This is a genomic window from Hoeflea sp. 108 (assembly GCF_000372965.1).
Taxonomy (GTDB): domain Bacteria; phylum Pseudomonadota; class Alphaproteobacteria; order Rhizobiales; family Rhizobiaceae; genus Aminobacter.
On sequence record NZ_KB890024.1, the window covers coordinates 4,794,482 to 4,809,376 of the forward strand.

Annotated in this window: 13 protein-coding genes; 5 read left to right on the forward strand and 8 right to left on the reverse strand. The window is 64.1% G+C overall.

Annotated elements, in window-relative coordinates:
* Positions 1 to 34 precede the first annotated feature (34 nt).
* On the forward strand, positions 35 to 1,072 hold the full coding sequence (locus B015_RS0123795; protein WP_026227652.1) for an Ldh family oxidoreductase: 1,038 nt from the start codon (positions 35 to 37) through the stop codon (positions 1,070 to 1,072).
* A 218-nt stretch (positions 1,073 to 1,290) separates the two neighbouring features.
* Here the strand turns inward: B015_RS0123795 and B015_RS0123800 are convergent, their stop codons facing one another.
* The 8 genes from B015_RS0123800 to B015_RS0123840 all read right to left on the reverse strand — a co-directional run bounded on the left by B015_RS0123800 (position 1,291) and on the right by B015_RS0123840 (position 10,979).
* On the reverse strand, positions 1,291 to 2,253 hold the full coding sequence (locus B015_RS0123800; RefSeq protein WP_018430258.1) for a dihydrodipicolinate synthase family protein: 963 nt from the start codon (positions 2,251 to 2,253) through the stop codon (positions 1,291 to 1,293).
* A gap of 122 nt (positions 2,254 to 2,375) precedes the next feature.
* The gene (locus B015_RS0123805; protein WP_018430259.1) at positions 2,376 to 3,080 is read right to left on the reverse strand and encodes a GntR family transcriptional regulator; all 705 of its coding nucleotides are present in this window, start codon (positions 3,078 to 3,080) and stop codon (positions 2,376 to 2,378) included.
* Positions 3,081 to 3,564: 484 nt separating this feature from the next.
* Positions 3,565 to 5,502, reverse strand: a complete 1,938-nt coding sequence (locus B015_RS0123815) for a CocE/NonD family hydrolase (protein ID WP_018430261.1) — start codon at positions 5,500 to 5,502, stop codon at positions 3,565 to 3,567.
* Positions 5,503 to 5,509: 7 nt separating this feature from the next.
* Positions 5,510 to 7,084 (reverse strand): ABC transporter substrate-binding protein, encoded by a 1,575-nt coding sequence (locus B015_RS0123820; protein WP_018430262.1) that lies wholly within the window; start codon positions 7,082 to 7,084, stop codon positions 5,510 to 5,512.
* A gap of 23 nt (positions 7,085 to 7,107) precedes the next feature.
* On the reverse strand, positions 7,108 to 8,139 hold the full coding sequence (locus B015_RS0123825; protein WP_018430263.1) for an oligopeptide/dipeptide ABC transporter ATP-binding protein: 1,032 nt from the start codon (positions 8,137 to 8,139) through the stop codon (positions 7,108 to 7,110).
* On the reverse strand, positions 8,136 to 9,101 hold the full coding sequence (locus B015_RS0123830) for an ABC transporter ATP-binding protein (RefSeq protein ID WP_018430264.1): 966 nt from the start codon (positions 9,099 to 9,101) through the stop codon (positions 8,136 to 8,138). The genes B015_RS0123825 and B015_RS0123830 overlap by 4 nt, the downstream gene beginning before the upstream one ends.
* Position 9,102: 1 nt before the next feature.
* Positions 9,103 to 10,008: an ABC transporter permease gene (locus tag B015_RS0123835; RefSeq protein WP_018430265.1), complete on the reverse strand. Its 906-nt coding sequence runs from the start codon at positions 10,006 to 10,008 to the stop codon at positions 9,103 to 9,105.
* Entirely contained in the window at positions 10,005 to 10,979 is a 975-nt protein-coding gene (locus tag B015_RS0123840; RefSeq protein ID WP_018430266.1) for an ABC transporter permease, read from the reverse strand. The genes B015_RS0123835 and B015_RS0123840 overlap by 4 nt, the downstream gene beginning before the upstream one ends.
* Here B015_RS0123840 and B015_RS33440 point away from each other — a divergent pair.
* The 4 genes from B015_RS33440 to B015_RS0123855 all read left to right on the forward strand — a co-directional run bounded on the left by B015_RS33440 (position 10,963) and on the right by B015_RS0123855 (position 14,852).
* Entirely contained in the window at positions 10,963 to 11,196 is a 234-nt protein-coding gene (locus B015_RS33440; RefSeq protein WP_157632821.1) for a hypothetical protein, read from the forward strand. The genes B015_RS0123840 and B015_RS33440 overlap by 17 nt on opposite strands.
* Entirely contained in the window at positions 11,193 to 12,107 is a 915-nt protein-coding gene (locus tag B015_RS0123845; RefSeq protein WP_018430267.1) for a LysR family transcriptional regulator, read from the forward strand. The genes B015_RS33440 and B015_RS0123845 overlap by 4 nt, the downstream gene beginning before the upstream one ends.
* A gap of 127 nt (positions 12,108 to 12,234) precedes the next feature.
* Positions 12,235 to 13,500 carry an AGE family epimerase/isomerase gene (locus tag B015_RS0123850; RefSeq protein ID WP_040457096.1) on the forward strand — a complete coding sequence of 422 codons (1,266 nt, stop codon included), beginning with the start codon at positions 12,235 to 12,237 and terminating at the stop codon, positions 13,498 to 13,500.
* A gap of 110 nt (positions 13,501 to 13,610) precedes the next feature.
* Positions 13,611 to 14,852: an MFS transporter gene (locus B015_RS0123855; RefSeq protein ID WP_018430269.1), complete on the forward strand. Its 1,242-nt coding sequence runs from the start codon at positions 13,611 to 13,613 to the stop codon at positions 14,850 to 14,852.
* The last annotated feature ends 43 nt before the right edge of the window (positions 14,853 to 14,895 follow it).

Below are 14,895 nucleotides of genomic sequence, written 5' to 3' on the forward strand. Positions count from 1 at the left end.
CCTGTCAGGCCCAGCCATGCATGAGAGAGACGAGATGAGTGAGACCACTGCCCTGCCCATCAGCGCGCTGCACGAGCGCGTCGAGGCGATCTTCCGCAAGGCAGGGCTGAATGCCGTCCAGTCAGGCGCGCTGGCCCGGGTGATCGTTGCCGGCGAGCGCGACGCCTGCAAATCGCACGGCATCTACCGCATCGAAGGCACGCTACGCACGGTCAAGGCCGGCAAGGTAAAGCCCGACGCCGAGCCGGAATTGCTGCCGCAGGAAGGCTCGGCCATCGTCAGGGTCAATGCCAGGAGCGGTTTCGCCAATCCGGCCTTCGAGCTCGGCTTGCCGGCGTTGGTCGAACGCGCCCGCTCCTTTGGCCTTGCGGCGCTTGTCATCAACGACTGCACCCATTTTTCCGCCCTCTGGCCGGAGGTCGAGGCGATCACCGATCAGGGTCTGGCCGGCCTGGTAATGTGCCCGAGCTACGCCTCGGTGGCGCCCGCAGGCGGCAACAAGCCGCTGCTCGGCACCAACCCCTTCGCCTTTGGCTGGCCGCGCCCGGACAAGTCGCCCTACGTCTTCGATTTCGCCACCTCGGTCGCCGCGCGCGGCGAGATCGAACTGCATCGCCGTGCCGGCAAGCCACTGCCTGAGGGCTGGGCCATCGACGCAGACGGCAAGCCGACCACAGATCCGACGGCGGCACTTGCCGGCGCCATGCTGCCCTTCGGCGGCCACAAGGGCTCGGCCATCGGCACGATGATCGAGCTGCTCGCCGGCATCATGATCGGCGATCTGACCAGCCCGGAAGTGCTGGAATATCTGGGCACCACGACGCTGGCCCCGCCGCATGGCGAGCTTATCCTCGCCTTCTCGCCCAAGGCCTTCGCCGCCGGCCGTCCCGGCGATCCCTTCGCCCGCGCCGAGACGCTGTTCGAAGCCATCGCCGGCCAGGGCGCCCGCCTGCCCTCCCAGCGCCGCTACGTCGCCCGCACCAAATCGGAGGCGGAAGGCATCGTGCTCAACGCAGCCGAGATGGAGCTGCTCGACCGCCTGCTGGCGCAGGGGCTCGACGCGGTCTCGTAACGGGCCCGACCACCTTCCGGAAAATCGCCTCCGACCCCGGCTTGCTGCGCAAACACCTCCCCCCGATCGACTGCGGGGAGGTGCCTCGCAAAAGCAACGCGGAGCGGGGCGCTACCAGTCACACACGAGCTCAAAAAAGACCGACCCTCAACCCAAACAAAAAAGGCCCTCCCGATCACTCGGGAGGGCCTTTCTTTTTCATTCGCCTCGGGACCAGATCAACCCTTGTACTTCTCGACCGCGCCGGGAAGCTTGCTCCATGCGCCGTACCAGGCGTTGAACAGTTTGAACTGTGCCTCGCAATAGCCGCGCTGGCTGTCAGTCAGGGCGTCGGTCTCGTTGAAGTGGAGCGTGTACTCCTTGTCGCCCTTCATCACCATCATGTGCTTGAAGTAGAGGACGAGGTCGGGGCCTTCGTCGAAGGACGACAGCACGGCCAACGCCTGCTCCAGCTCCAGCGCGCGCTGGCGGGCATCGACGTCGCCGGCAGCCGCAGCCTGCGACAGGTTGCAGAGGTGGATCACTTCCTTCGGCAGCACGTTGCCGATGCCGGTAATGGCGCCGGTTGCGCCACAATTGACGAAGCCGTGGAAGACAGCCGTGTCGACGCCGATCATCAGCGAAACGCCGTCATCGCGGCTGGTGATGTTCTCGGCCGCATAGCGCATGTCGGCGTTGCCGCCGAATTCCTTGAAACCGACGAGGTTCTTGTGCTCGGCACGGAGCGCGAAGAACAGGTCGGCACGAGTGGCAAAGCCGTAGTACGGGCTGTTGTAGATGACCGCGGGCAGATCGGGAGCCGCCGACAGGATCGCCTTGAAATGCGCCTTCTGGGCGGTGAGCGACGGGCCACGCGACAAAACGCGGGGGATGACCATCAGGCCATGCGCGCCAACTTTCTGGGCGTGCGCGGCATGAGCCACGGCCGAGGCGCTGTTGATGCCGCCGGTGCCGACGATGACAGGCACGCCGGCCTTCACTAGGCGCTCGACGCCTTCCATGCGCTGCTCGTCGGTGAGCAGCGGCCAATCACCCATGGAGCCGCAATAAACAACGGCAGACATGCCCTGCGCGATCAGCTCCTTGCCCTTGCGGACGAGCGCGTCGAAATCGGGGGTGCGATCCTCCTTGCAGGGGGTCATCAGTGCGGGGATTACGCCAGTGAAAATCTTCGCCTTCATCTCAAACTCCTCTGGGCCTGTCATATCGGCACGACCGCCACGTCAAAACGACGCCGTTTCCGTGCCCTCGCCGTCGATTATACGCTTTGCATTTTATTTGTCGACAAGAAATCGACAGAAACTTACAACGCCACTTCAAGCCTGTCATTGCGGGTAAAGAGCTTCTGGATCTGGTGCACGATCTGCTCGGCATGCGCCTTGGCCAGCTGGTCAGCGGCGTCGACGTCGCGAGCCGCAATCACCGCGATCATGTCCTCGTGTTCGTCGACGAAACGCTGCGGCAGCCGGTCTTCGTAGGACTGGTAGTAGAGCCTAAGGATGCGCCGCCCCTCGTCGAGCAGCCGGTTGAACAGGCTGGTGAAATAAGGATTGCGCCCGGCCTCCGAGATCGCCTGGTGCAGGGCCGCGTTGGTGGCGATCATGGCGAGTGCGTCCTGCGCCTGCACGGCGGCGGCGAATTCGGCCTGGTGGGCGCGGATCACCTTGAGGTCCTCGGGGCGGTGATATTGGGCCGCCAGCCTTGTGGTCACGCGGTACATTAGCACCAGCGCGTCGAAATAGGTGTGCATGTTGAGGAAGTCGATATTCGACACCATGGTCGAGCGGTTGGGCAGCGTATCTATCAGGCCCTCGCCCGCCAGCCGCACCAGCGCCTCGCGGATCGGCGTGCGCGACATCTTGAAACGCTCGGCAAGCTGCACCTCGTCGATCGGGCTGCCCGGCAGCAGGACGAGATCGAGAATCTCGTCGCGCAGAAGGTCATAGACCATCTTCACGCCAGAGCCGCGCTTGCGTTCAGGGATGGTGTTCGTATCGGCTTCGGTCATCTGGCAATCCTTTTGTCGACAAGAGAAATACTTCTCGTTCCCTTCATGATCAACCTTTTCCCGAGCCTGTGTGACCGGATCGCAGAAATCTCCAGCGGAAAACCAGCTAACTCGCTCCCCCGTTGGCGAGTTCGCCAGATGCGGCCCTGGCAAGGGTCCTGCCCCTCGCCATAGCTGCACTGAATCCAGAACCAGGCATGTGTCTCTGCTTGAAATCCATAATTTTCCCTATAAGAATTTTATATTCTTTAAGGGAAAGAGTTGAAAAATGGCGGGGAACAAGACGAAGCGCGGGCGACCGCCCAGCGGCGGCAGCGTGGCAGTGCATTTGAGATTCTCGGACGCGGTCGCATTCGCCATCGACAACTATAGGCGACAATATTTGCCCGACGCCAACCGCCAGGATGCGGTTCGCGACCTCATACGACAGCAACTCGCGTCGCAAGGCATGCTTACGACGCCTGACGAGCCCTAAGGAAGCCCTCTACGGCTTCAGCGGTGACAACGGCTCGAACCTGTCTGCGGCCACAACCTGAAGGTTGAGGCGCGACGGCCTGGCTGCATCGCAGAACACCGTGTTGCGGGCGACGCGACTTGTGCGGCCACGCCCTTCGGGCGCACCTGTGTTCGGATTGACGTCGTATTTCGGGAAGTTTGACGACGAGATATCGAGCCGCAGCCTGTGACCCTTCTTGAACAGATTGGCGGTCGCGAAAGGCTCGATGGTGATCTTCATCATCTCGTCAGGCACGCAAGGCTGCGGTGCTGCGAAGCCGTTGCGATAGCGACAGCGGAAGATGCCGTCCGTGACGATCATCGCAAATCCGGTCGGAAACTCTTCGCTCGGCGGGTAGACATCGACCAGCTTGGCGGTGAAGTCGGTGTCGAGGCCATCGGTCGCGGCGAAAAGCTCGATCTCGACGGGTCCCACCACCGCCATGTCCTCGCCAAGCGGCTCGGTCTCGAATGACAGCACGTCGAGCCTTGCTGCGAGCGGCATGTTTGTATCGCCGCAGCCAAAGAACCGGCTGCTTTCGCGCTGGTCGAAACCGCCGCCCTCAAACACCGGCTGGCCGCTGGTCAGCGCCCCACCGATCGTAGGCACCGGGTTCTTCGGATCGAAGTCGTAGACGAAGGGGGCAGCGTCCACGCTGGGAAGCGTCTCCGACAAGCTGCCATTTGGATGCAGGTTCAGCGCGAGCCTGCTGCCTGCCGGCAATGGCCAATCGGGCGCGGCGATCCAGCGACCACCATGGTCGATGCGGCCTTCGGCGGTGCGCCGTCCCGAACCGCCGCCCATCAGGAACAGGCGGACGCGCGGATCGGCTTCGACTGCATTGTCGACGTTCTTCAGCCAGCGGTCGAACCAGCGGCGGCGGAACTCCAGCCAGCTTTCGGCGACATTGCCGCCAAGCGGCGCAGCGCTGCCGAAATCGACATCCCCGGCAAAGGTGGCATTGCGGTTGCCGTGCAGGTTGGGGCCCATCACCACCGACAGCGGTCGGTTCGGATCTCGCGACAGGCCCTCGTAGTTCTCGAAGGTCGTCCGCACATAGGCGTCGTACCAACTCGACACCAGCGCCACGGCCACATTGGGGAAGGTGTCGTAGCTGTCCAGGGCATAGATCCCTGGCTGCTTCCAGTAATCGTCGAATGTGCCCCGGCGCCATTGCTCGAGCAGATAGCCCTCATATTCGGGAACCCAGCGCACCGGCGAACGCCCCTCCGACCAGGGCATGGCTTTGAACCACTCCCTGACGTCCTCTGCCTCAAGCGCCCTAAGCAGATCAGGATTGTCCTTTGCAGCCCCTGCCTCGCGCGCGTGATTGTAGGCCCAGGTCGCCTGCTTCAGCTCGAACGCCCCGCCCTGGCGGATGCCACAGGTGAAGGCGTTGGAGAAGCCGCCGGAGTCCAGCACCATCGCGGCGAGGCCTGGCGGATTGAGGCAGGCAAGCGCCATCTGCGTATGCGCCGCGTAGGAAAGGCCCATGGTGCCGACCCGGCCATTCGACCAGGGCTGCTCGACCAGCCAGGCGATGGTGTCGTAGCCGTCGGGTCCCTCGGCGAGATATTTGACGAACTCGCCTTCCGAACCATTGCGGCCACGACAATCCTGATAGGCGACGACGTAGCCGTGGCGAACGAAATGTGTCGCCACCTCGGCACGCGTCATCGGCCGTTCCATGCCGACTTCGATTTCCGAGCGCGAGCGCTCGCTTTTGCCGTAGGCCGTGCGCTCTAGGAGAACCGGCAGGGCTTGCCCCGCCGGTACTCCATTTTGAGCCGGGCGATAGATGTCTGTGGCCAGACGGATCCCGTCACGCATCGTCACCATGACGTCGCGGTGAACCACGACGCCCCCGGCAACCGGCTCTGGCGCCGGCAATACGAAAACATCCATCGCTTCGGCAGTCGCTTCCATGTCGTGCTTACTTTGCCGTCCGCGCATAGGCGGCCAGCGTGTCCTCTGCCTTGTTGGCGGTGTAGTCGATGTCGGCGCGGCTCGCCCATGTCACCACAGGCCAATAGAGCGGCAGGATCGCAGCGTCGCCGAAGGCAATCTCCGCGGCTTCGGCGAGCAGGGCATTGCGCTTGTCGACATCGAATTCCGACAATGCTGCACGCATCTTCTCGTCATAGGCCGGGTTCGAGTAGCGGGCGCGGTTGAACGAGCCGGTGCCGGCCTCCTTGTCGTAGGTCATCAGAACGTTGTTCATGCCCGATGCCGAGGACGGCGTGGTGGTGCCGAAGGAGAAGATGAAGGCGCTGAATTCCTGCTTGCCGGCGGCACCTGCATAGACGCTGTAGGGCTGGGTAACGACGCCGTTCACCTTGAGGCCGCCGCGCGCGAAAAGCTGGCCCAGCGCCTGCGCCACGTCGGCGTCACCGGCGAAGCGGTCGTTGGACGAGTGGATGGTGATACCGAAGCCATCGGCATGGCCGGCCTCGGCGAGCAGCTTCTTGGCCCCCTCAAGGTCGATAGCACCTGGCTCGAGCTTGTCGGAATGGCCACCGATGCCCTCGGGCACGAGTTGCCCCGCCGGCACGCCTGCACCGGACAGGATGCGGTCAATCAAAAGCTGGCGGTCGACCATCTTGGACATTGCCTGGCGAACACGCGTGTCCCTGAGCGGGTTCGGCACCAGGTTCTTGCCGTCCTTGTCGGTAACGAAGGGGCTTTCGTCGCGCGCCGAGTCCAGCGCCAGATAGACGATACGCGCCGACGGGGTCGAATGCAGTGCGATGTTCTCGATGCCCTTGAGCGTCGCGACATCGGCCGGTGGCACGGCGTCGATCAGGTCGACCGCGCCGGAGCGAAGGGCAGCGACCCGAGCAGCATCGTTGGAAATGGCGCGGAAAGTCACCTTTTCGAATTCCGGCTTGTCGCCCCAGAAATCGTCATTGCGCTGGAGCACGAGGCGGTCGCCGGGCACCCATTCGACGAACTTGTAAGGACCGGTTCCGATGGCAGCGGCGCCGCCGATGAAGTCCTGGCTGGTTTTGCCCTCGGTCGCCTTCTTCGAGACGATGTAGACCATGCCGGCCAGTTCCATGAATTGCGGCGTCGGCTTCTTGGTGGTGAAACGAATGGTCTGCGGATCGACGATCTCCATCTTGGCGATCGGCCCGACATTGGCGGTGAACGGCGCCGGGCTATTCTCGATCTTGGAGATGCGCTCAAGCGAGTAAACCACGTCCTCGGCGGTCAGCGGCGAGCCGTCATGGAACTTCACGCCGGACCGCAGTTTCACCTCCCAGGTCAGCGGGTCGACGTTCTTCCAGCTCTCGGCAAGGTTCGGCTTGACCTGCAGATTGGCATCCGGCTCGGCCAGGCGGCCGAACACCTGTTGCGCCAGGTTCTGGTTGTTGCCGGTGCGCGAAAACTGCGGATCGACCGACGACGGCTCGGTAGAGATGCCGACGACGAGGTCGGCGGCAAGGGCCGCGGTCGACAGGCTGGTGGCCAGAAGCAGGCCGGCGACTGTGGATCGGATCAGGTTCATTTTTAGGCTCCCCTTTGTGTTGGTTAGGTCGTGATCTCGGCCGGGCGGGCGATCACGCTCACCGGCGTTTCATTGAGATGGCAGGCGCTGATGTGCCCCGGCGCGATCTCGCGCAGCAACGGCCGCTCCCGGCGGCAGCGGTCGAAGGCATGCGGGCAACGCGGGTGGAAATGGCAGCCGCTCGGCGGGTGCAACGGTGACGGAATCTCGCCCTTGACCGGATTGAACTGGCGTCGCCGCTGTTTGATGGTCGGCACCTCCGACAGCAGCGCCATCGTGTAGGGGTGGTTCGGCGCGGCAAAGAACGCATCGGCCGGTGCGCTCTCGACAATGCGGCCGAGATACATGATCGCGACGCGGTCGGAGATGTGTTTCACCACGCCGAGATCGTGGCTGATGAAAAGGTAGGTCAGCCCCAACTCCTGCTTCAGCTCCATGAACAGGTTCAGGATCTGCGCCTGGATAGACACGTCCAGCGCCGACACCGATTCGTCGCAGATCAGGAAGCGTGGCTTGACCGCCAGCGCCCGGGCGATGCCGATACGCTGGCGCTGGCCGCCAGAGAACTGGTGTGGGTAGCGCTTGAGATAGGACGGGTCGAGGCCGACACGCTCCATCAACGCAGCCACCATGTCAGGCGCCTGGCGCTTCGGCACCATGCAATGGGCCACAGGCGCCTCGCCGATGATGTCGAGGATCGTCTTGCGCGGGTTGAGCGACGACATCGGATCCTGGAAGATCATCTGCGAGGTCAGCCGGACAGCCTTGGCCTCCTGCCGGGGCAGCGCCGAGATGTCCTTACCCTCCCAGCGCATCGTACCAGTGGACTGGGGCAGGATGCCCGCCATGATGCGCCCGAGCGTGGACTTGCCGCAGCCGGATTCGCCAACAAGGCCGACGACCTCGCCCGGATTGATGGCCAGCGAGACATCGTCGACGGCATGAACGACACGCTCTTCCAGCTTGGCGCCGAACATGCGGGCCAGCTTTTCGGCATAGTCCAGGCCGCGCGAGAAGCGCCTGGACACGCCGATGCCTTCGATCAGCGGGGTCATGCTGCCCTCTCGAATTGTGGGTTGAAGCAGCGATAGAGATGACCGTCGAAGGCCGAAGCCTCCGGTTCCGCCTCGCAGGCGGCGGTGGCTGCAAAACAGCGCAGCCTGAACGGGCAGCCGGACGGCCGCCTGAGGGGCGAGGGCGCCATGCCGGGGATCGGCGTCAAGGCCTCGCCGCGATCGAGATTGGCGGGGACCGAGCGCATCAGGCCGATCGTATAGGGATGAACAGGGCGGTCGAGCACATCGTCGACCGTGCCTGTCTCGACGATGCGGCCCGCATACATGACCGCGACCTTCTGGGCGAGGCCGGCGACCACGCCAAGATCGTGGCTGATCCAGATCAGCGACATGCCGAATTCGCCGCTGAGCCGCTGGATGACCGCCAGGATCTGCGACTGGATGGTGACATCAAGTGCGGTGGTGGGCTCGTCCGCGATGATCAACTCAGGTCGGTGCAGCAGCGCAATCGCAATGGCCACACGCTGGCGCATGCCGCCCGAAAACTGGTGCGGGTACGCCGCCAGCCGCTCGTCCGGCGAAGGTATGCCGACGAGGCCAAGTGCTTCGACGGCGCGCGCCCGGGCATCGGCCTTCGACACCTTGTCGTGGGCCCGCACGGCCTCGACCATCTGGGTCTCGATCGACAGCACCGGGTTGAGCGTCATCATCGGGTCCTGGAAGATCATGGCAATCTTCTTGCCCCTGATGGCGCGCATCTCCTGGGGCGAGCGTCCGACGAGGTCCTGGCCCTGGAACAGGATCTTGCCGCCAGTCACGCGTCCCGGCGGGTCGACCAGCCCGAGGATGGAGAAGCCGGTGATCGACTTGCCCGAGCCAGACTCGCCGACGAGTCCCAGAATCTCGCCGCGACCGATCTCGAAGGACACGCCGTCGACCGCCTTGGCGACACCGTCGCGGGTGAAGAAATGGGTGGAGAGGTTTTCGACCTTGAGCGTCATCTCAGCGCTCCGACAGACGAGGGTTGAGCACTTCGCGCAGCCGGTCGCCGACGATGTTGATGCTGAAGACGAGCGAGAGCAGCAGAAGGCCCGGATAGACCGAAATCCAGTACTGGCCCGACAGCAGCGTCTGGTAGCCATTGGCGATCAGCAAGCCGAGCGACGGCTCGGTGATCGGCAGGCCGATGCCGAGGAAAGACAGCGTTGCCTCCGCCGAGATGGCGTTGGCGATCTGCAGCGTACCGATGACGATGATCGGCGGCAGGCAGTTGGGCAGCATGTGGCCGAACAGGATGCGAGGCCTGGAAAGGCCGAGCGAGGCTGCCGCTTCGACATATTCCTTGCCGCGTTCGACCAGGGCAGCGGCGCGCACGGCACGGGCAAACTGCGCCCACTGCACGATGACCAGCGCCAGCACGACTTTCCATACGCCTTGCCCAAGCAACGCCAAAAGCATCAGCGCGACGAGGATGGTGGGAAAGCCCAGCATCAAGTCGACCAGTCGCATGATGAGCGTGTCGATGCGCCCGCCAAAGTAGGCCGCGGCGAGGCCGAGCGCGGTGCCGACGGCAAGAGCTACGACGCCTGCGAACAGGCCGACGCCCATCGACGTCCTGAGACCGTAGACCATGGCCGACAGCATGTCGCGGCCTTGGCCGTCGGTGCCGAGCAGGTAGAGCGTGCCGTTCATGCTTTGCGACATCGGCGGCAGCCGCGCGTCGAAAAAGTCGATTGCCGTCAGATCGTAGGGGTTCTGCGGCACCAGATAGGGGCCGAAGACAGCCGCAAGAATAAGGAACAGGCAGGCCACCAGGCCGACCGTGGCCTTGGGACTCTCCAGAATGCCGCGCAGCGAGCGCGCCCAGAATGCCTGGCTGTCGTTGAGCTTGAGAGCGGATGTGATCATTGGCCGTCTCCCAGACGTATCCGGGGATCGAGGATCGAATAGACGATGTCGACGACAAGATTGATGAGGATGAACATCGTCACGACCACCAGCAGGTAGGCCACGACCACGGGCCGGTCGAGAACGGTAATGGAATCGATCAGCAGCTTGCCGATGCCCGGCCACGCAAAGATGGTTTCCGTCACCACCGCAAAGGCGATGACCGAGCCAAACTCCATGCCGACCACCGTCACGATAGGGATCATGATGTTCTTCATCACATGGACAAAGATGATGCGGCGCTCAGACAGGCCCTTGGCGCGGGCGAATTTGATGAAATCGAGCGGCATCGTCTCGCGCACGCCGGTGCGCGTCAGGCGGATCACGAGTGAAAGCTTGAACAGCGCAAGGTTCGTTGCCGGCAGGATCAGGTGCTTGAGGCCGTCGAGGCTGGCGAGGCTCGTGGTGATGCCGAAGATTTCGCCGGTCTCGCCGCGTCCAGACGACGGCAGCCAACCGAGCCAGACCGAGAAGATCATGATCAGCATCATGCCCTGCCAGAAGTTGGGCAGGCTGAAGCCAAGGATCGAGCCGGTCATGATGGTTTCGTCGGTGACCGACTTCGGCCTGAGGCCGGCGATCAGGCCAAGCGGGATGCCAAGGATGAGCGCAATGGCGAGAGCCACGAAGGCCAACTCCAGCGTGGCGGGCAGGCGCTGAAAGATCAGGCCGACAGCCGGCTGGTTGAAGACGAAGGAGCGGCCGAGATCGCCATGCAGCGCATCGACCAGGAAGGACCAGTATTGCACGATCAGCGGTCGGTCGAGGCCAAGCGCCTGGATCGCCGCGTCGCGCTCGGCGGCGCTGGCATCGGCGGGGATCATGATGTCAATCGGGTTGCCGATGGCGTAGATGCCGATGAAGACAAGAACCGAGGTCGCCAACAGCACGAGCAGGCTTTGTACGACCCGACGGATGATGAAGACGGTCATCGTGCGCGGCCGTCCGGCCTGGCTCGCCCGCAAGGGCTTGGCTTGGGTGGCAAAAGAGTGTTCTCCTCGCTGCGCCGGTTCGGCCGGCTGCCATTTGAGGATCGAGTTAGCAGTGACGTCGACAGAGGCGCAATCTTATGAGTTTTGTGCATTGCCCGATGCGAAAGCAGCGTTTGGCGCGGTGATCGGCCTGCCCGCTTCAGAGGCGGGCGGATGAACCTGCGTCAGCTCGAAGTCTTCCGGGCGGTCATGCAGACCGGCTCGACCATCGGCGCGTCGGGCGTGCTCAGCCTGTCGCAATCGGCGATCAGCCGCCAGCTCACCAGCCTCGAAGAGGAGATCGGGCTGGAGCTGTTCCGCCGCGAAAAAGGCCGACTGATCCCCAAGCCCGAGGCCGCCGCCCTGCTGCAGGAAGTCGGCGAATTGTCCGACGTGCTCGCCCGCCTTAAGCGCCGCACCGACGAACTCAGCGCCGGCTGGTCGGGCAAGACGCTGATCAAGATGGGCTTTCCTCATTCGCTGACGACCACCTTGCTGCCCGCGTTGGTCCGCGATTTCCTCGCCATGCAGACCGAGGTGAGCATAGAACTCGTGGCAGGACCCTATGACGCCATCGAGCGCGCTGTCATGGGCCGCACTGTCGACTTCGGTTTCGTCCGGCTGCCGACGGAGGATCGCGGGCTGCAGACCATGCCGCTGGTTTCGAGCGGCCAGCTCTGTGCCCTGCCCGTTGGCCACCCGCTCTCCGAGCAGGATGCCGTCAGTGCCGACGATCTGTCGCGAACCGACCTCGTGCTGCTCGGTCGCTTGCGGTCAAGCCGCGAGGACATCGAGGAAAGGCTGCGCCGCGCCCAGGGGACGGTGCGCTGCCGTGTCGAGACACATTCGGTCGAATCGAGCGTGGCGATGGTCGCCGAAGGCATCGGTGTTTCGATCATCCCGGCGCTGATCGGCAACCTGCTCAAATCCGACCGCGTCGTCATGCGCCCCTTCTCGCCGCCGCTGTGGAACGACTACGGCATCGCCACCCTGCGCGACACCCAGTTGTCCCGGCCCGTGCTTGGCTTCATCGAGATGCTCAAAGAACGGTTGGTCGGCGACGGCGTGATGACCAAGGCGATAGGTTAAGCGCGCCCACCGAAACCCAAATCCGCACGCCCAGCGTTTTCCAGTTGAGCGGAGGGCCGGGAACGGCTTACGTCGCATATGGCGCGTTGCGATGAAGCGCGCCCGGGGATCAGGCAAGGACACGATCATGGCTTCACTGCAATTTCAGCCCGGCGCGGCGAAGTGGACGACGCTGCAGACCCACCGCCTGTGGCTGCTGCAACAGGCGGAAGCCCTGTTTTCCTTCTTCGAGCGCGCAAGCCTCAATCCGCTCGGCGGGTTCTACGAGCTTGACGACCATGGCCGTCCCTTTGCGGCAGGCGCCGTGCCCGGCAAGCATGCCGGCCGCCAGATCCATGTCACGACACGCATGGTCCATTGCTTCGCCATCGCCCATCTGATGGGCCGCCCCGGCGCTGATGCGCTTGTCGACCACGGCATGGACTTTCTCTGGAACGGTCATCGCGACCAGGCCAATGGCGGCTATTTCTGGGGCGTCGGCTACGAAGGACCGTCCAACGACACCAAGCAGGCCTATGGCCATGCCTTCGTGCTGCTTGCCGCCTCCAGCGCCAAGGTCGCCGGGCACCCGGATGCCGACCGTCTGCTGACCGACATCTCGACCGTGTTGTCAGAGAAATTCTGGGAACAGGCGCATGGCGCTGTGGCGGAGGAATTCACCGCCGACTGGAAGTCCTACGACACATATCGCGGCCAGAACTCCAACATGCACCTGACCGAGGCGCTGATGGCCGCTTTCGAAGCCACTGGCGACGCCAACTACCTCGCCATGGCCGAGCGCATCGCCGACCTCATCATATCAAAGCATGCGGCCACCGCCGGCTGGCGCCTGCCCGAGCATTTCACCTCGGACTGGCAACTCGACCGCGACTATTCCGGTGACCCGATGTTCCGTCCCTTCGGCACCACGCCGGGCCATTCGCTGGAGTGGGCGCGGCTACTGCTGCAGCTCTGGGAGCTTGGTGGGCGCAAGCTCGGCTGGCTGCCCGACGCGGCGAAGAACCTGTTCGCCCAGGCGACATCGGACGGCTGGGACGCGGCCAGGGGAGGCTTCTACTACACGCTCGAATGGGATGGCTCAGCCCGCATCCGCGACCGCTACTGGTGGCCATGCTGCGAGGCCATAGGGGCGGCGAGCGTGCTCAACGCCATCGACGGCGCTCCCGAATATGAGGAGTGGTACCGCCGTGTCTGGAACTTCTGCGCCACCCGCTTCATCGACCGCCGCAACGGCGGCTGGCACGCCCAGCTCGACAACGACCTCAAGCCCAATGCCGGCCCGTTCTATGGCAAGCCTGATATCTACCACGCTTTGCAAGCCTGCCTGATCCCGCTTCTGCCGACCACGGGCTCCATCACCCGCGGGCTCGTCAAGACGGGCATCAGGCTCTGACGCTGCACGGAATTGATTGATCCAAGGCGATTTGGGCGCGCGCTGTGCCTGAATCTGCGCTATGGCACCGACGCCGGTCGATCGCCGGCGTCGCAACAGCTTCCGGATCGATGACCTCCCAACCTGCCCAAGCGCCGCAGGAGCGCTTCGCCGCCTTCCGCCACAGCGCCTTCTCGCGCTTCTGGATCGCGCGCTTCCTTGCCACCTTCTCGACCCAGATTGTCTCCGTCGGCGTTGGCTGGCAGATCTACGATCTGACGCGCAATCCGTTCGACCTCGGCATGGTCGGCGTCATCCAGTTTGCTCCGGCGCTACTGCTGGTGCTTGTCACCGGCGTTGTCGCCGACCGTTTCGGCCGCCGCCTGGTCATGGGCCTCGCCGCACTTGTCGAGGCAGGCTGCGCTGCGGCCCTGCTCATGCTCGCGCTGCACGGTCTCGCCAGCCCTGCTCCTATATTCCTGGTGCTTGCCATGTTCGGCATCGCCCGCGCCTTCTTCGGCCCTGCATCGGCATCGCTGGTGGCCAATCTCGTGCCAGCAGAGGTCTTTGCCAACGCAGTCGCCTGGAATTCGTCGGCCTGGCAGACCGCCACCATCGTCGGCCCGGTTGCCGGCGGCCTGCTCTACGGCATCTCGGCCGAGGCTGCCTATGGCACCGCGACCGTGGTCATGCTGGCCTCGACCATCCTGATCTTCTCGATCCCCAAGCCCGCTCAGCGCAGCGAAAGCGCCAAACCGACTGTCGAAACGCTGTTTGCCGGCTTCCGCTACATCTGGGGCGAAAAGATCGTGCTCGGCGCCATCTCGCTCGACCTGTTCGCCGTGCTTCTGTCGGGCGCGGTCGCCCTGCTGCCGGTCTATGCCCGCGACATCCTTGATCTCGGCCCCTGGGGCCTTGGCCTGCTGCGCGCCGCGCCGGCCGTCGGCGCCATTGTCGTTGCCGTCTGGCTGGCCGGCCATCCGATCCGCGACCATGCCGGCATGGTCATGCTGTTCTTCGTCGCCCTGTTTGGCATCTGCACCGCCGTCTTCGGCATTTCGACCATCCCTTGGGTGTCCATCACGGCCCTTGCGCTGCTCGGCGCCACCGACATGGTCAGCGTCTACATCAGGGAAACGCTGATCCAGCTGTGGACGCCCGACCGTGTCCGTGGCCGCGTCAATGCCGTCAACGGTGTCTTCGTCGGCGCTTCCAACGAGCTCGGCGAGTTCCGCGCCGGCACCATGGCCGCCCTGATCGGCACGGTGCCCGCGGTGGTTATCGGCGGCGTCGGCGCTGTCGCGGTCGCCGGCATCTGGTGCTGGGCCTTCCCGCAACTGCGCAAGGTCAGGCGGCTCGACGGCCGCGTCTGAGTTTTCCGGCATCCGACAGTAAGCCGGCGTTGCAATTGGCGCC